Source organism: Pseudomonas sp. CCI4.2 (assembly GCF_034350045.1).
Taxonomy (GTDB): Bacteria; Pseudomonadota; Gammaproteobacteria; order Pseudomonadales; family Pseudomonadaceae; genus Aquipseudomonas.
In genome coordinates this window covers 5061781-5079778 of record NZ_CP133781.1, presented here as the reverse complement: position 1 = coordinate 5079778, position 17998 = coordinate 5061781, and the positions used below count along the sequence as shown (strand labels likewise).

12 protein-coding genes and 1 pseudogene are annotated in these 17998 nt (G+C 55.1%); all 13 read left to right on the top strand.

What is annotated here, in order from left to right:
* The first annotated feature begins 13 nt into the window (after positions 1 to 13).
* The 13 genes and pseudogenes from RHM65_RS23070 to pseI all read left to right on the top strand — a co-directional run bounded on the left by RHM65_RS23070 (position 14) and on the right by pseI (position 17862).
* Positions 14 to 1630 carry a flagellar hook-associated protein 3 gene (locus RHM65_RS23070; RefSeq protein WP_322168429.1) on the top strand — a complete coding sequence of 539 codons (1617 nt, stop codon included), beginning with the start codon at positions 14 to 16 and terminating at the stop codon, positions 1628 to 1630.
* A gap of 115 nt (positions 1631 to 1745) precedes the next feature.
* Positions 1746 to 5330 (top strand): glycosyltransferase, encoded by a 3585-nt coding sequence (locus RHM65_RS23065; protein WP_322168431.1) that lies wholly within the window; start codon positions 1746 to 1748, stop codon positions 5328 to 5330.
* 200 nt (positions 5331 to 5530) lie between these two features.
* Positions 5531 to 6304, top strand: a complete 774-nt coding sequence (gene rfbF / locus RHM65_RS23060) for a glucose-1-phosphate cytidylyltransferase (protein WP_322168433.1) — start codon at positions 5531 to 5533, stop codon at positions 6302 to 6304.
* Positions 6286 to 7410, top strand: coding sequence for a CDP-glucose 4,6-dehydratase (rfbG, locus tag RHM65_RS23055; protein ID WP_322168435.1), 1125 nt, complete (start codon positions 6286 to 6288; stop codon positions 7408 to 7410). The genes rfbF and rfbG overlap by 19 nt, the downstream gene beginning before the upstream one ends.
* Complete coding sequence (locus RHM65_RS23050) at positions 7407 to 8633, top strand: class I SAM-dependent methyltransferase (protein ID WP_322168437.1); 1227 nt, start codon at positions 7407 to 7409, stop codon at positions 8631 to 8633. Before rfbG ends, RHM65_RS23050 begins: the two co-directional genes overlap by 4 nt.
* A 5-nt stretch (positions 8634 to 8638) precedes the next feature.
* Positions 8639 to 8752, top strand: a pseudogene (locus RHM65_RS23045) (NAD-dependent epimerase/dehydratase family protein); the annotation flags it as partial.
* 53 nt (positions 8753 to 8805) lie between these two features.
* Entirely contained in the window at positions 8806 to 11733 is a 2928-nt protein-coding gene (locus tag RHM65_RS23040; RefSeq protein WP_322168439.1) for a glycosyltransferase family 2 protein, read from the top strand.
* 28 nt (positions 11734 to 11761) lie between these two features.
* Positions 11762 to 12787, top strand: a complete 1026-nt coding sequence (gene pseB, locus RHM65_RS23035) for a UDP-N-acetylglucosamine 4,6-dehydratase (inverting) (protein ID WP_322168441.1) — start codon at positions 11762 to 11764, stop codon at positions 12785 to 12787.
* Positions 12784 to 13953, top strand: a complete 1170-nt coding sequence (pseC, locus tag RHM65_RS23030) for a UDP-4-amino-4,6-dideoxy-N-acetyl-beta-L-altrosamine transaminase (protein WP_322168443.1) — start codon at positions 12784 to 12786, stop codon at positions 13951 to 13953. The genes pseB and pseC overlap by 4 nt, the downstream gene beginning before the upstream one ends.
* 31 nt (positions 13954 to 13984) lie before the next feature.
* Entirely contained in the window at positions 13985 to 14605 is a 621-nt protein-coding gene (locus RHM65_RS23025; RefSeq protein ID WP_322168445.1) for a pseudaminic acid biosynthesis-associated methylase, read from the top strand.
* Positions 14602 to 15312: a pseudaminic acid cytidylyltransferase gene (gene pseF / locus RHM65_RS23020; protein WP_322168447.1), complete on the top strand. Its 711-nt coding sequence runs from the start codon at positions 14602 to 14604 to the stop codon at positions 15310 to 15312. The genes RHM65_RS23025 and pseF overlap by 4 nt, the downstream gene beginning before the upstream one ends.
* Positions 15309 to 16817, top strand: a complete 1509-nt coding sequence (pseG, locus tag RHM65_RS23015) for a UDP-2,4-diacetamido-2,4,6-trideoxy-beta-L-altropyranose hydrolase (RefSeq protein WP_322184086.1) — start codon at positions 15309 to 15311, stop codon at positions 16815 to 16817. Before pseF ends, pseG begins: the two co-directional genes overlap by 4 nt.
* Positions 16810 to 17862 carry a pseudaminic acid synthase gene (pseI, locus tag RHM65_RS23010; RefSeq protein WP_322168451.1) on the top strand — a complete coding sequence of 351 codons (1053 nt, stop codon included), beginning with the start codon at positions 16810 to 16812 and terminating at the stop codon, positions 17860 to 17862. Before pseG ends, pseI begins: the two co-directional genes overlap by 8 nt.
* Positions 17863 to 17998 lie beyond the last annotated feature (136 nt).

Below are 17998 nucleotides of genomic sequence, written 5' to 3'. Positions count from 1 at the left end.
GGGGTCGTAAATCATGCGTATTTCTACAGGTCAGTTTTTCGACGCGAGTGCGGCCAACTATCAGCGCATCTACAGCAACACGCTGTCCACTGGCCAGGAAGTCAGCAGTCAGATCAAGCTTAATACCGCCGCTGATGATCCGGACGGCGCGACGCGTTTGCTGCAACTGGGGCAACAAAGTTCTCTGCTCGGTCAATACTCCTCGAACATGACAGCGGCCAACGCGACGATGACCCAGGCGCAGTCGGCAATGACCGGTATCCAAACCGCGTTGGGGCGGGCACAGGAATTGGTAGTCGGCGGTGCTAACGGCACGAACACCGATAAGGACCGTCTAGCCAACTCTGAAGAGTTAACCCAGATCCAGGCGCAAGTCTTGTCGCTGATGAACAGCCAAGATGCCAACGGTCAGTACATATTTTCCGGTTCCAAGTCGTCGACACCGCCTTATTCGCAGAACTCAGACGGAACGTACAGCTACAACGGTGACCAGACCTCGAGCAGCGTGCCGATCGGCAACGGCTTGTCGATTGCCACCAACACCACCGGTTGGGACGCGTTTGAACAAGCTACCAATACCGCCCGTACGTCCACGACCATGACTTCACCGACTACCGATGACGGGCGGATAAATCTGTCTGCTGGTCAGGTGACGAACAGCGTAACGTTTAACTCTGCGTTCGCCAGTGGTCAGCCCTACACAGTCAGTTTTCTCAGCAGCACCACGTACAAGATTACTGACAGTACAGGCCTAAACGTTACGTCGGCATCCAGCGGAAACGGCACGTTTAGCTCCACGGGCACGACCACCCAGACCATCGGGTTTCGTGGGCTTGAAATTAGCCTGAATACCAACCTGAGCACTGCCGACAAAACGGCGACGGGAACGCAGACGGCAACGCAAGTAGCCGACGCCGCAGTCGCGGGACACACGTTCCAACTGGCCGCAACCCCCGACACTTTTTCAACGTCGCGCAGCCCCGGCAATGCCTCGACTACGGTCATCACCAGTGCTGCCGAGACCGATGCCACCGCCTATAACAGCAGCTTCCCACCGGGCGGAGCGGTCCTGAAATTCACCAGTCCCACCCAGTTTGATTTGTATGCCGCGCCTATTACATCCACCAGCAAGGCGGTATCCAGCGGTACCGTAAACACCTCGGGCACCCCATCAATTACCACGGCCACGGCGGCCGGTATTACCTTCAGCCTCAGCGGTACGCCAGCGGCGTCTGATACCTTCTCGGTTCAGGCCAATACCCACCAGTCGCAAAACGTACTGAACACCTTGGCGGCCGCTGCGGCTGCATTGGCTGCACCGTCTGACGGCAACCCGGTTGCCCAGCAGAAACTGGCTGCATCCATGGATGCGGCCATCGGTAACTTGGATAAAGCCAACACCTTGGTCCAAAGCGCCATTAGTAACTCCGGTGCACGGCAAAAAATCATCATCAACCAAGGTGCTACCAACGACACCTTGGTCATTGGCAACACCGTCGCCCAAGGCGTGATTCGCGACTCGGATCCGGTCGAGGCCTACACCCGCTTGACGTTGCAGACCACCATGTTGTCGGCTGCACAGCTCGCCTTCAGCAAAATCTCACAGTTGGGTCTGTTCAACAAAGTCTAAAAACGCTCGTTCGACGTTACGACCGGCTACTAACGGCGGTCATGATTATCTACTGGTTCAGGGCGCTCGCTGGTCGAGCGCAGCGCCCGCCGCCCACCGCTTATGAGTTCTCGCCGTGAATCCACTTCCCCTCGTCAGTATTGTGATCCCCGCCTATAACCCACGGTTTTTTCAGCGGACATTGCACAGTGCGTTGAATCAGACATACACAAATTATGAGATTGTGATTTGTGACGATTGCCGTACGGAAGGGATCAAAGAGGTTGTTGATTCGTTTGCCGAATTCAGCGCGGTGCCAGTTCGCTATATCAAAAACCCGCAGCGTTTGGGGTTTGTTGGTAATTTGCTCAACTGCCTGAGTGAAGCCCAAGGCGAGTTCATTAAGTTTCTGTGCGATGACGATCAGTTGTTTCCGTTGTGTCTTGAATCGCAGGTAAAGGGCTTTACTGACTACAAAGATATTAATCTGGTGATTGGTCAGCGTTATTTTTGGGATGCCGACGACGTCCAACTGCCGGATCGCATCGGTAATATTGCGCTCTGTCACGTGAATAGCGTATTAAAAGGCGGGGACGTACTTGGTATCTTTGAGCTCTATCCGAATAATTTTGTAGGTGGTCTGAGCAGTGCGCTGATGCGGTGTTCGGTAGTACAGGAATATCTGCCTTTATTGGCAGAAGGGAACCAATTCGTCGCATTACTCGACATGATGTTGTACAGCTGCTTGTTGCGTCGCGGCAATATGGTGGCACTGTGTGACGTTTTAATAATTGAGCGGCTTCATCATGATCGTTTAAGCCACCAGCAGTTAATGATTGATGCGATGGTTGACGAAATTCCACTGGCTATAGCGATGTTGGAAGCGCGTAGCGGCGAATTGCCGCCAGCCTCAGGATACGTCCGTTTTGTACCCTTGGCTGCTGCGAACGCGGTGCCAATTGTCTGGTCCGAATTGGGTACAAGTCGTTCCTTGGGCAATCGAGTGGGGAGCATGCAGGGGAAAGTAGGGAGCTACAGTGAAAATTTTTCAGAGTTTTATGCTGAATGGCTGGCGTACAAAGTTATATCCGCAGGGCAGAAGAACATGCTGCCGGTCACACTGTCGCATTGGCCAAAACAACCCAAAATTGTTCCTGTCATCATTGATGACAAAGGCAGTCGTGCCAGTCTGGCGATTACCTCGCACAGTATTGCAACGCAGCTTTATGCTCCGGATTTAGTGATCGTTTTATCTGCGGGCTGTACCGAAACCTCTCTAAAGGGCAACGTATTTACGCTACCGTTGCAGGACGATTGGATTGCTCAGGTCAATGAGTTGTTGACGCAACTCAACGGCGCCGAATGGTTCTACCTGCTTCGGGCGGGTGATCGCTTGGTGGAGTCTGCGCTGTTAATGTTGGCCGACCGGGTGGTCAATAATGAGGCCATAAAGTGCATTTATACGGATGAAGGTGCCTTGCACAGCGGCGAGTCGGCAGAGCCCGTATTCAAGCCTGACTTCAATCTCGATTTGTTCCGCAGCTATCCTTTTGTAGGCCGGTGTTTGGCCTTTGATCGCGAAAGCTACTTAGCGCTGGGTGGTTTTGATTCAAACCATGGCGAGTTGGCGCCGCACGACCTGTTATGGCGTGTGTATGAGTGTCATGGTGAAAGGGCGGTACATCATATTGCGGATATCGTACTGGAGTCGCAGTTAACCTTTGCTCAATGGTTATCGTCGGCATCGGTTGTTGAGCAAAATGCCCGTGTTGTGGGTGCTCATTTGCAGCGTTCGGGTATCGCCTACAGCATCCAGCCCAACGTTGAGACAGCGGTCAACAAAATCACTTACCTGCACGCCGAGCGTCCGCTGGTATCGATTATTATCCTTCATACGGATCAGTTGATAGCCTTGCAGCGTTGTATCGAATCGCTCTTGGAAAAAACAGCCTATCCCCATTTCGAAGTGTTGATTGTCGACAGCGGCAGCATATCCGTTGAAGCCCGTGACTGGCTAAGTGGCATAGCGCAGATGAACTCGGACAAGTTACGCGTTCTTGAGCACTCAGAGCCTGCTAGCGTGCCCACGCTACGTAACTTCGGCGCCGCGCATGCGCGGGGCGACTATTTATTGATTCTCAGCACCTACATCGTTATCACTCAAGCCGAATGGTTGGATGGCCTGCTGAGCCATGCGCAACGTCCTGAGGTAGGTGTGGTTGGCCCCAAAGTCTTCAACCCGCAAGGTCTGGTTTTGCAGGCGGGTATCATTCTCGGGCTGGACGGGAGCGCGGGTTATCAGTTTTACGGCGAAAACAAGAATGCCAACGGCTATATGCATCGATTGCAGGTGCCACAGAATTTAAGTGCGGTAGGCTCTTATTGCTTGATAGTACGCCGGAGTCTCTTCGTCAGCATTGGCGGATTAGACGACGTTGAGTTCAGTGAAGGGTTCGACGAAATCGATTTATGCCTGCGAGTACGCGACGCGGGGTTTTTAGTGGTTTGGACCCCTGAGGTGCAACTGGCTATTGGTAGTCGACGTGTGGTGGGTTCGACTGAGGCGCAAGCTCAACGTAGGGCGCTACAGCAGGACGCCTTTCTTGAACATCGGTTAGCGTTAATTGCACATGACCCGGCCTACAATCAGAATTTTGCAATGAACGGTTGCAGCTATCGATTGGAATCCTGCATGAAAACTGGCTGGAGTCCATTCTCATCCACGTCATTGCCTGAACTATTAATTTTGCCAATTAACTCTTCGGCTGTTGGGCACTACCGCATGAGCGAACCTTTTTTTCAGCTCGAAGCGGTAGGCAGGGTCGTTGGGCAAATAGCTTATGAATGGCCCACCTTGGCAGAAATCCAACGTCGAGCGCCTGATGTTGCGGTGTTTCAAGGACGGTATTTTCAGGGCGGCGTTCTGCAAATCGGCTCGATGAAGAAGCATTTCAACACGCGGCGCATTTATGAGCTTGATGATAACGTCATCGAGGTCCCGAAGAAGAACGGACATATGCGCAACTCTCCCTCGGCCGATGTGATGACTGAAGTGATCCGTCAAGGTATTGCCCTTTGTGATCGGGTAGTCGTGTCTACTGCAGCGTTGGGCGATGTTCTTTCGAGTATGCACTCTGACATCAGGGTCGTGCCCAATATGCTGGCTACTCGGTTGTGGAGTAATCTTCGCGGTGCTCGCCAAACATCAACAAAGCCCCGGATTGGCTGGGGCGGTGGCACCAGCCACACCGGCGATCTTGAGATCATTGCCGATGTTATTCGCGAGTTGGCGGATGAAGTTGAGTGGGTGTTTTTTGGTATGTGTCCAAAGGCGCTACGCCCCTACCTGCACGAGTTTCATCCGGTCGTTGGTATGGACCAGTACCCAGCGAAGTTGGCAAGTTTGAACCTGGATCTTGCGCTGGCACCGCTGGAGTTTCATATTTTCAATGACTGTAAGAGCAATCTTCGGTTGTTGGAATATGGCGCGTGCGGTTTCCCGGTCATTTGTACCAACACCAAGGCGTATGAGGGATACATGCCATGTACGCGCATTTTGACAAATACGACCGATGAGTGGCTGCAGGCCATCCGCATGCACTTGGCCGATCCCGAGGCCAGCTACCGAATGGGCGATGACCTACGTGAGGTCGTTCTGCGCGACTACATGCTGCGCGACAACAATTTGCAGCAGTGGGTTACCGGCTGGTTGGCAGATTAACGTCGATTTTTTATAAAATGCAGGTCAGCTCGGGCAATCTGAGCTGGCATGCTTCCTGCTAAATCTCCCTCATGTGCCATAAATTGTTTAGTCCCGGCGCAGCAGCGAACGTTGCGCATCAGGTAGCAGACGGTACATTCATACGGTCTGCGAAGCCTATACCGCTTGGCTGAACCGTTAATGGAACAAGAGAGAGCAGGATGAAGGCAGTAATTCTGGCGGGCGGTCTGGGTACACGAATCAGTGAAGAGTCGCATCTCAAGCCCAAACCGATGATCGAAATTGGTGGTAAGCCAATTCTTTGGCACATCATGAAACAGTACTCGGCTCACGGTATCAACGACTTCATCATCTGCCTCGGCTACAAGGGTTACGCGATTAAGGACTTCTTCGCCAACTACTTTCTGCACACCTCGGACGTCACGTTCGACATGGTCGCCAACCGCATGGACGTGCACCAGAATTATAGCGAGCCGTGGCGGGTCACACTGGTGGATACCGGTGAAGACACTCAGACCGGTGGCCGTCTGCGAAGAGCTGCCAGTCATATTGAGAACGAAGAAGCCTTTTGTTTTACCTACGGTGATGGCGTCTCGGATCTGAATATCGGCGCGTTGGTGGATTTTCATCTGTCTCACGGCAAATTAGCGACCGTGACCGCAGTGCAACCGCCAGGACGTTATGGCGCCCTGGATCGCCTGGGCAATTCGGTACAGGGTTTTACTGAAAAGCCCCGAGGCGATGGCGGTTGGATCAACGGTGGCTTTTTTGTGCTTTCGCCAAAAGTTTTGCCTTTCATTAAAAGCGACTTAACCCCGTGGGAAGCTGAGCCTTTGGCAGACCTCGCGGCTGGCGGCCATCTAATGGCGTTCCAACATGATGGTTTTTGGCAACCCATGGATACCTTGCGCGACAAGAATCATCTCGAAGAGCTGTGGCAAAAAGGGGAGGCCCCATGGAAGCAGTGGGACTGAGCCCAGAATTCTGGCGTGGTAAGCGGGTTCTGCTCACCGGTCACACTGGCTTTAAAGGCAGCTGGTTAGCGCTCTGGTTAAAGAGCCTGGGTGCTAATGTCACCGGCTTTGCATTGGATCCTTCGACCGAGCCGAATTTGTATGCGCTTGCGCAGGTGGGCGTTGGCTTAAACGATCAGCGCGGCGACTTGCGTGACTTGGGCGCGTTGCTGGAAGTGATGACGGATGTCGAGCCCGAGATTGTGTTGCACCTCGCGGCCCAACCGCTGGTGCGCGAAGGCTATCGTGACCCGTTAGGCACTTATTCCAGCAACGTGATGGGCACCCTTAACCTGCTTGAGGCTATTCGTCAGGTAGGCTGTGTCCGGGCCTGCGTGTTAGTGACCACCGATAAGGTTTACGCCAACAAAGAATGGCTGTGGCCGTACCGCGAGAGTGAAGCGCTGGGTGGGCATGATCCTTACAGCAGCAGCAAAGCCTGTTGTGAGCTGTTGGCTCAATCCTATGCTGCGTCATTCTTCGCTGCTGATCGCTACGCCGAACATGGTCTGGCGTTAGCCACCGCGCGAGCCGGCAATGTGCTCGGCGGTGGCGATTTCGCGCCTGAGCGTTTAATCCCTGACGTACTTAAAGCCTGGTCAGCGGGCGAACCGGTCACGTTGCGTTATCCACAGGCTGTCAGGCCTTGGCAACACGCCTTGGAACCCTTGGCGGGCTACTTGCAATTGGCTGCTGCGCTGTATGAAAAAGGCCCGGAATTTGGCGGCCCCTGGAATTTTGGTCCAAGCGAGAGCGATATGTGCAGCGTCGGCGAGGTGGTGGATCAGCTCGCTCAACGCTGGCCGCTAGCGCCCGGACTGCGTATCGAACCCAGCGATTTGCATGAGGCCGCTCTGTTACGCCTCGACAGCAGTCGCGCTCACCAGTTGTTAGCTTGGCATCCACGCTGGTCGCTGCAGCAGGGTCTTGAACAGACACTGGATTGGCACTTGGCCTGGAAGGGTGGCGCTGACATGGGTGAGGTGACGCTGGCTCAATTGAATCAGTATCGAGGTCTGTCGGAACGAGGGCGCTCGTACCCTGTGCTCGCCGGAGTATTGCCATGAAGTGCAGAGGTTGCGCCACTCCACTGGCTTTTCCGTTGATTGATCTCGGTACGGCGCCCCCGTCCAACGCTTATATTACCGAGGAGCAACTTGGGCAATCGGAGCAGTGGGTGCCGCTCAAGGTTCAGGTGTGTCAGGCCTGTTGGCTGGTACAGACCGAGGACTACACCAGCGCTGAAAGTTTGTTCGACGCCGATTATGCCTACTTCAGTTCGTACTCCAGCACATGGTTGGCGCACGCCGAGCGATACGTGGCCAAGATGGTCGAGCGCTTTGGTTTAACCACGCAAAGCCGGGTTGTAGAAATTGCCGCTAATGACGGCTACCTCCTGCAATACGTAGCTCAACGTGGCATTGCATGTCTTGGGATTGAGCCCACCCACAGCACAGCACTGGCGGCCAGAGAAAAAGGCTTGGATATTCGTGAAATGTTCTTCGGTCAGACGGCCGCTGCGCAACTGTTGGCGCAGGGTTGGGCTGCGGACTTGATGGCCGCGAACAATGTCTTGGCACACGTCCCTGACATCAATGACTTTCTCAGCGGTTTTGCCCTGTTGTTGAAACCGAGCGGCGTTGCGACGTTCGAGTTTCCGCACCTGCTGACACTGATGGCGGGCGCCCAGTTCGATACGCTTTACCACGAGCATTATTCGTATTTGTCGCTGACGGCGGTCCAGCTGTTGTGCGAGCGCAATGGCCTGGAAGTTTTTGATGTGAGCGAGCTGCCTACACACGGCGGTTCGTTGCGGGTGTTTGTGCAACGTGCCGATGGGACGCGTCGGGCGCTTGAACCGGCGGTGCAACAAGTACTGGACATCGAATTGTCATCCGGGATGAAAACGCGTGAGTTTTATTCCACGCTGGCACCCGCTGCCGAGCAGATCAAACACGATCTGTTGCGGTTTTTGCTGCAAGCGAAAGCCGACGGCAAGCGTGTGGTGGGCTACGGTGCTGCGGCGAAGGGCAATACGTTGCTCAACTACGCCGGGGTCAAGCCTGACTTGTTGGCATGGGTGGCAGATGCCAACCCGCATAAACAGGGTAGATTTTTGCCGGGTAGCCGGATTCCGGTGGTGGCGCCTGAACGGTTGGCCATTGAAAAGCCGGATTACGTGCTGATTCTGCCTTGGAATTTGTTAAGCGAAGTCAGTGAGCAGCAGGCGCACGTTCGCGAGTGGGGCGGGCAGTTTGTCATTGCCGTGCCCAAATTGATTGTCCTGTGAAGGGTATGCATGGTCTGGTCACGGGGGCGACGGGGTTTGTCGGTCGCCCTCTAGTCGAGGCTTTGTTGGCGAGGGGTTGTCAGATTCGCGCGGTTAGACACACTGCTGTGCCAAGTGCATTAATGAAAATGCGACAGTTACCTTATTTTTGGTTTGCCGGTTGGGGAAGTTTATGAAAAACACGTACAGTCTTGATCTTGCATCGTCGTTGTCTGAGCGCCTTACGCTGGTAATAACGACTCACAATCGCCCGGCGTTTTTACTCAGGGCGCTGCAGTATTACGTTGATTTTCCCTGCAAGATTCTTGTACTTGATTCCTCCCCGGTGCTCTGTAAGGGACTCGCTGAACGTTTTCCGAATGTCGATTACCAGCATCTCCCGCAGTTTGGCTACGGTGTGTTGCAGGCTAAACTTGCTCATGGCGTCGCCTTGGTAACGACCCCGTATATGTTGTTCGCTGCTGATGATGATTTCATCTTGCACAGCGGGATTACCCAATCGCTGGAGTTCCTTGAAGCGACGCCTGACTATGGCGCCTGTTACGGCTATAGCGTGATGTATATGACGCAAGGCAATAAGGTCCAATATTATCGTCGCGATAAGAAAGTGCAGGAGGATTATTCATCTGACCGGCCTGAGCGACGTATTAGGGATTTCTTAAGTCAGTTCATACCGCCGTTCTATTCAGTAACACGGACAGAGATTCTACGTGATTGGTTCGCAGTAGTGCCTCTGGATATCGGTTTTGAGTGGGCCGAAATTGGCCATGCTTATTATCTTTCCATGTCCGCCAAAGTCAGGATTCTTCCGATTCCGTACAGTGTGCGTGAGACGAAGTATACGTCAGACCACGGAAGTAACGTAGTCAACGTTCTCAAACCGCTCGATCCTAAATTAGAGTCAGAGCGGCAGCACTACGCTGAGTTCTTCTCCAGCCTTTCTACGACCATCACCGATCTCAGCCTTGAGCAAATCAAGCAATCGACGCTGGAAAGTTTTGAAGCGATGAAGGAGGGGCTAATGACCGCAGTAGCGTTGACGGTGAAGCCTATCTTTGATTCGAGTTGGAGCAGTCCACTCGAGGGGCCACAACGACGTTTCAATCCTGAGCAGTTTGTTGAAATGCCTTTTTACAACAAGGCGTTTTTTGATCAACTGACTGATATTGAATTCTTGGCTCACGCCATGCCTGCGGGGCTGCTGCAGCTCGAGGTACTTGAGGGTATCTGGGTCCAGCAAGATGAGGCGCTGCGGGTACACGACACCGATAACCTTAAAACAATCACGGGGCGTTTGTGGCCAGCGATGGACCTTAGTCCGTTTAATAAACGGCTCGTTGAAACGCTCGCGAATAATCTGAAGCTGTTGGCGGAGCCGGAAGAGGCCGCAGCGATGTTTGATTGGGTGCAGCGGCTGGACGCTATATCGATTGAAGACCGCAGCGCCCAACTGGCAAGCATGCCCTCCGGTCGTTTATTAAAATGGCTTGAACAGCGTACGCCTAGCGTGGACGAGGCAGCGTTGATTGCCGGGCACCTTGAGATCCACCAGGGCGGCCCTCAGTTTTGCATTATGTTGTTGAACACCGACAACGACAACAGTAAGTTGCAGATCACGCTCGATAGCTTGATGGAAAGCGAGTTTAGAGCGTTCAAGATAGTCGTGTTTACCAACGGCATGCCGGCGACTACTACAACGGCACAAGACATGCTTCACTTCGTTAAAGTTAATGCTGATAACTATATAGATAAACTTAATCAAGTAGCACGGGAAACGTCCTGTGACTGGGTAATCTTGGCAAACGGTGGTGATCAGTTCACCCGCAGCGGTTTATTACGCACGAGCCTGGAGTTGTTGGCAGCACCTCAATGCCGTGCAGTGTTTGCCGACGAGATTCAACGCGTGCCTGGTGGCTCGCTACACGATGTGTTCCGTCAGGGATTTAGCTTGGACATGCTGAGAAGCCTGCCCTCATTAATGGCGCGGCATTGGCTGATCCGCAAAGACGTATTCGTAGAGGCCGGTGGTTACTCAGCCGATTTTTCCGGAGCATTAGAATTCGATTTGCTGTTGCGCATCATCGAACGTGGCGGTATGGATTGGTTGGCGCATTTAGACGAGCCGTTGCTAATTTGTGATCAGCCGTGGACAGATGAAAATAGCCATGAAAGCCTGGCGTTGAACCGTCACCTCACCAGTTACGGTTATAAGGCGAAAGTTAACTCCAAACTGCCGGGCACTTATCAAGTCGATTATCGTCACCGCACCCAACCCAAGGTGTCGATCATCGTGCAAAGCCACGATAACGTAGGTTCGCTTAAGCAATGTTTAACCAGCGTGTTGCTGAAAACTCGCTACAGACTGTATGAAGTACTGATTGTGGACAACCAGAGTACCGACCCAGAGACGGTTACGTGGTTGGGTCAACAGGAGCATGAAGGACGTCGAGTGCGCGTGTTACGCAACGAACAAGGCCTTAATGCCTCTGCGTTGCTCAATGAAGCCTGCCGCCAGGCAACAGGCGATTACTTGGTATTGCTGTCGGACGACGGTGAGGTCGTTAGCCCGAACTGGATCGAGTTGCTGCTTAACCAAGCCCAACGCCCTGAAGTCGGGGTCGTCGGCGCCAAGCTGATGGAGCGTGACGGCACAATCACCCAGGCCGGGTTGATTCTCGGTTTGAACGACGGCGTTGGTTCGCCGTTTGTGGGTGAAAAGGAAGACGCCAACGGATACCTGCAACGTCTACGGGTAGAACAAAGCTATTCCGCCGTGTCAGCCAACTGTTTGATGGTCCGCAAAGCACTCTTCGACGCCGTCGGTGGTCTGGACGAGACCGATTTCGCCGAGGCCTACAGTGACGTCGATCTGTGCCTGAAAATTAGACAAACCGGCCACATGACGGTGTGGACGCCACAGGTCGAAATCATTCATCCGGGCACGATGCCGAAGTCTGCAGGCGCGCTAGAAAAACTGCGCACCAAATGGAGCAGTCAGTTTGCCCACGACCCAGCCTACAACAGCAACCTGTCCCTGATAGGCAAGGGGTTCACCCTCGGTGACGCGTCCAGTGTGAACTGGGCTCCATTGCTCGTTTAAGTCAGGTATTGGTCTAAGGACTCACAGCATGTTCAACGGCAAATCGATTTTCATCTCTGGCGGCACGGGTTCATTCGGCCGTAATTTCATTCGTCGCTTGCTGGAACAGTACCAGCCCAAGCGCGTCGTGGTGTTTTCACGCGACGAGCTCAAGCAATACGAAATGCAGCAAACGTTCAATGCACCGTGCATGCGTTATTTTCTTGGCGATGTGCGCGATGCCGAGCGTTTGCGGGTGGCAATGAGAGGGATCGATTACGTGGTGCATGCGGCTGCTCTTAAGCAGGTGCCAGCAGCGGAATACAACCCGACGGAGTTCATCCGAACCAACGTCAATGGCGCGGAAAATATTATTGCCGCCGCCATCGACAACGGGGTGAAGCGGGTGATCGCCTTGTCTACAGACAAGGCCGCCAGCCCGATCAATTTGTACGGCGCAACCAAGTTGCTGTCAGACAAACTGTTCGTCGCGGCGAACAATATTGCCGGAGACCAATCGACCCGTTTCTCGGTAGTACGTTACGGCAACGTCGCGGGCTCCCGAGGGTCGGTAGTTCCATTTTTCAGCAAGCTGATCAGCGAAGGTGCGCGGGAACTGCCAATCACCGATGTGCGCATGACACGCTTCTGGATCACCCTCGATCATGGCGTGCAATTCGTGCTCGACAGTTTTGCCCGGATGCATGGCGGGGAAGTGTTCGTGCCGAAAATTCCGTCGATTCGGGTGGTGGATTTGGCCAAAGGCATGGCGGCGCATTTGCCGCACACGATTGTCGGTATCCGTCCCGGTGAAAAGCTTCATGAACTGATGGTGCCGTTGGACGACGCGCGCATGACCATAGAGTTCAAGGATCATTACACCATTCAACCGTCGATTCGCTTCACCAGCGTCGATGTCGATTTTGCCATCGACGGTGTGGGTGAGCAGGGCGTGGCGGTGAATGAAGATTTTGAATACCGCTCCGACATCAACCCCGAATTTTTGAGTGTGGGGCAGATTTCAGCCCTGCACGAAGAGTCACCTCCCCAGCGGCCGGTCGAGCTGCCGGCATGAGCACCTTTTCGATTCCTTATGGGCGACAGAACATCGACCAAACGGACATCGACGCCGTAGTGGCGGTTCTTAAATCGCCGTGGCTGACTCAAGGCCCGACCATTGAACGCTTTGAAGCGGCAATGGCCGAGCATTGCGAGGCTGATTTCGCGGTAGCGGTGTGCAATGCCACGGCGGCGCTGCATATCGCGTGTCTGGCTGCCGGGTTGGGCGAGGGTGACTGGTTATGGACCACGCCCAATACCTTTGTGGCCTCCGCCAACTGCGGACGCTATTGCGGTGCCGAGGTTGATTTTGTCGACATTGACCCGCTGACCTGGAACCTTGATGCGGATGTGCTGGCGAAAAAGCTCGTCGCTGCCGAGGCCGCTGGGGCATTGCCCAAAGTAGTGGTTGCGGTCGCTTTTTCCGGCCAAAGCTGTGACCTGCGCGCGATGGCGGCACTGGCTGAACGTTACGGATTTACGTTAATTGAAGACGCATCCCATGCAGTGGGCGCGACGTACCTTGGGCGTCCTGTTGGGTGTGGCGCGTACGCGGCGATGACCATTTTCAGTTTTCACCCGGTGAAGATTATTACCTCGGGCGAAGGCGGGATGGTCTTGACCAATCGACCGGCGTTGGCCGAACGGTTACGTCGGTTGCGCAGCCATGGGATTACCGCTGATCCGGCGCAGGTGTCGGTGCCCAGCGAGGGGCTTTGGTACTACCAGCAAGTCGAGCTGGGTTTCAACTATCGGATGACAGATTTGCACGCTGCGCTGGGGCTTTCGCAGATAGCCCGGCTCGAGGGTTTTATCGCGCGACGGCGCCAGTTGGCGGCTCGTTATGATCGACTGTTGGCCGGTCTTCCCATTCAGCTCCCCAGCGCACAAGCCGGTGCTGAATCGGCGTGGCACCTCTACGTGGTGCGGGTGCATTTTGATCGGCTCACACTCAGCCAGCGAGACTTGTTCGACGCCATGCGGGCGGCGGGTATCGGGGTGAACCTGCATTACATTCCAGTGCATCTGCAACCGTATTACCAAAGTATGGGCTTTGGCGAGGGTGATTTTCCGGTGGCCGAAGGTTATTTCGGTGAAGCAGTCAGCTTGCCGCTGTTCCCTGATCTGACCGATGAGCAACAAGACTATGTGATCGAGCAGCTGCGCCGCCTTTTGGCCTAAGCGTTGTGCGATTCGTTGATGAGAATGATCGATGCGTGACTTGAGTGAGCAAGAACAGTTCTGGCAGGGCGACTTTGGTGATCAGTACGTGGGGCGCAACCAAGGCCAGCCGCTGACCGCTGCCAACCTGGCGTTATTCGCCAAAGCGCTGGCACGCACGTCGCGGCTGAACAGTCTGTTGGAGCTGGGCACCAATACAGGCAATAACTTGCTGGCGCTGCATCAGTTATTTCCGAACTGCGTCTTGCAGGGCGTCGAGATCAACGCACAGGCTCAGGCCTACGCTCAAGCGCTGGGCATTGGAGATGTCTGGCACGGTTCGTTGTTCGACTATCCCCGTCAACGAACTTTCGACCTGACGCTGAGCAAAGGCGTGCTGATTCACTTGGCGCCTGAGTTACTGCCGGCGGCCTATGCGCAACTGCATGCCCTAAGCCAGCGTTACATTCTGATCGGCGAATACTACAACCCGGTGCCGGTTGAAGTGGCTTATCGCGGCAACGCCGGCAAGTTGTTCAAGCGTGATTTCGCCGGTGAAATGCTTGACTGTTACCCGGATCTGCAACTGCTGGATTACGGCTTCAGTTACCACCGCGATCCGCAATTTCCCACGGACGACATCAACTGGTTTCTGCTGGAAAAACGCCTATGACAGCGGTGGCGATAATCCCGGCCCGGGGCGGCAGCAAACGGATTGCGCGCAAGAATCTCAAGCTGTTCAACGGCGAACCGATGATCGTCTGGTCGATACGCGCCGCGCTTAAATACGGGTTGTTCGATCAGGTTGTGGTTAGTACGGATGACGATGAAATTGCAGCGATAGCCAGGGCGAATGGAGCGCAGGTGCCATTCATCCGCCCGGCACGTCTGGCTGATGATTTCACGGGCACGGCAGCGGTGATCGTTCACGCCCTAACCACGCTTCAGGAGCAAGGCCAGCGCTTCGAGTATGCGTGCTGCATTTATGCCACCGCGCCGTTACTGCAAGCCCGCTACCTGGCTGAAGGATTGACCCTCCTGAAGCAGCACCCCGAAAAATCCTACGCCTTTTCAGTGTGCGGTTTTGGTTTCGCCGTGCAACGGGCTTTAGGTTTGACCGAGGAGGGCGCCTTGCAATCGATGTATCCGCAATTCCGGGAAACCCGCTCGCAAGATTTGCCCGTGGCCTATCAAGACGCCGGGCAATTTTATTGGGGGCGTAGCGAGGCGTGGCTGCGTGGCGATGTGTTGTTTTCCGAGCAAAGTCTGCCGGTTATCCTGCCTCGGCATTTGGTTCAGGACATCGACAACGAAGAAGACTGGACTCGGGCTGAATACCTTTACGCCGCCTTGCTTGCGGGCGGGGAGCTGGCGCCGTGAACGTCCTGATTCGAGCCGACGCGTCCCATGCCATTGGCAGCGGCCATATTGCGCGCTGCCTAACCTTGGCAACGGTGTTGCGCAACAGCGGCGCGCAGGTCAGCTTTGCCTGCCGTTTATTGCCAGGGCATCTACTCGACCGGCTAGCCGCTCAAGGGTGGCGCACCTACGGCTTGCCAGCGGCGTATGCCGAAACGTCCGATGCCGGACAAAACATTGAAGCTGCATTGCCCTGGCAGGTCGATATCGCAGCGCTGCAACAGTTGTTGCCAGTGGATGAGCGCTTCGATTGGATCATCGTCGATCATTACGGCCTGGACCATCAGTGGCAGACCGCAGCGCGGCAATGGGGATTAAAAATTGCGGCCATCGATGACTTGGCCAATCGCCGTCACGCTGCGGATTTACTGCTCGACCAGAATTTCAGCGGCACACCCGAGGCGTACGATCCCTGGACTACCCCCGCATGCCGATGCTTATTGGGTCCACGCTTTGCGATGATTCGTGACGAGTTCAAGCGCCCCCCGGTACCGATTCGGGCGCAGGCTAAGCGGATTCTGGTGAATTTCGGCGGCTTCGATGCAGCGGGTGAGACCTGGAAAGCCATGTTGGCGCTTGTCGACTTTCATGAGCTGGAGATTGATTTTGTCGCTGGCACCGGCAACCCAAAAGGGGCGTCGATGCAGGCCATGGCGAGCACTCGGCCGACGTGGCGCTTTCAAGCTCACACGGAACACTTTGCTGAGCTGATGGCGCAAGCCGACCTGTTTATCGGCGCGGGCGGCGGTACCAGTTGGGAGCGCGCGGCGTTGGGATTGCCGACAGTTTGCATTGCCGTGGCGGCTAATCAACGGGCCAACGCCGAAGCCTTGGCCACGATTGGCGCGCATTTATATCTAGGGCCGAGTGAAGACGTTTCTGTCGGGGCGTTGCGGGATGCCATCGGTGTGCTGCTGACCAATCAAGGTATACGCCAGAGCTTCGCTGAGCGCTCCCGTCAGTTGGTCGATGGCCAAGGCGCAAGGCGCGTTGCGGCCGCGCTGGAAGGCGAGTTTCTGCAGATGCGTTTGGCAACCGTGGCCGACGCTCGTTTATTATTCGACGGACGCAATGCAGAGGCCGTTCGCCAATGGTCTGTGCAAGCGCAACCCATCGGCTGGGATGTTCACCTTGCGTGGTTGGCAGCCACGCTCAACAACGCTCAGCGATTATTGTTGATTGCCGAAGCGAGCGACCGGCCGGTAGGGGTCTTGCGTTATGACCTCGCTGGCGGTCGAGCCGAAGTGTCGGTCTATTTGCTCTACGGGCGCTTTGGTCTTGGTTGGGGCAGGGCGTTGTTGCTAAAAGGCGAACAGTTCGTCCGGGCGCATTGGCCTCAATTACACACCATTGACGCTCAGGTATTGCCCGCCAATAAAGCGTCAATTTGTCTGTTTCAAGAGGCCGGGTATGTTCAAGCCGACTGCCGCTTCGAGCGCGCTTTAAGGGATCATTCAGATGACTAGCTTCAAGATTGGCCAGCGTTCGATTGGCGCGGGCTCGGCGCCCTTTATCATCGCCGAGATGAGCGGCAACCATAACCAGTCATTAGAGGTCGCGCTGCAGATTGTCGAGGCGGCGGCCAAGGCCGGCGCTCATGCCCTGAAACTGCAAACCTACACCGCCAACACCATGACCCTGGACCTTGATCACGGCGAGTTCTTCATCAAGGATCCCGATAGCCTGTGGGCCGGTTCCTCGCTTTATGCACTGTACGAAAAAGCCCATACGCCCTGGGAATGGCACGCGCCGATTTTCGCCCGGGCCAAAGCGCTGGGTATGCTGGCGTTCTCGACGCCCTTCGATGAAAGTGCTGTGGACTTCCTGGAAAGCCTGGATGTTCCGGCCTACAAAATCGCCAGTTTTGAAAACACCGATTTGCCGTTGATTCGCCGCGTGGCTGCCACCGGTAAACCGATGATTATGTCTACCGGCATGGCCAGCGTTGCCGAGTTGGACGAAAGCGTCCGTGCTGCCCGTGCGGCCGGGTGCAAAGACTTGATACTGCTCAAATGCACCAGCACTTACCCCGCTTCGCCAGTGAACAGCCACCTGCGGACGATTCCACACTTGCGCGAACTGTTCGGGTGCGAAGTGGGGCTGTCCGATCACTCCATGGGCGTGGGCGTGTCCGTTGCGGCGGTGGCGCTCGGGGCAACTGTGATTGAAAAACACTTCACCCTCGACCGTTCTGCGGGCGGGGTTGATGCCAGTTTCTCGTTGGAACCGGCGGAGTTGGCCAGCCTGGTGATTGAGACCGAGCGTGCCTGGCAGGCCATGGGGCAGGTGCATTACGGGGTGACGGAGGCTGAGCGCAAGTCGCTGGTTTATCGTCGGTCGCTATATGTCACTCAGGACATGGCGGCGGGTGAGGTGTTCAGCGCCCACAATTTTCGGGCCATCCGTCCCGGCCTTGGATTAGCGCCCAAACACAGCGACGCGGTCATCGGTCGGCGTGCCAGACAGGCGTTGAAACGGGGTACTCCGCTGGACTGGTCGATGGTCGAATAACGGCTTGTGTCGATGATTCGGCAAAATAGAGTGACCTGTGAGTCATAACGCGCATCTTCACTGTATTGTATTGACCGGGGATGACGGCGCCTGGCTCCTTAACGGGTCCAGTGATTGCCTTTTACTCTCTCTCGTT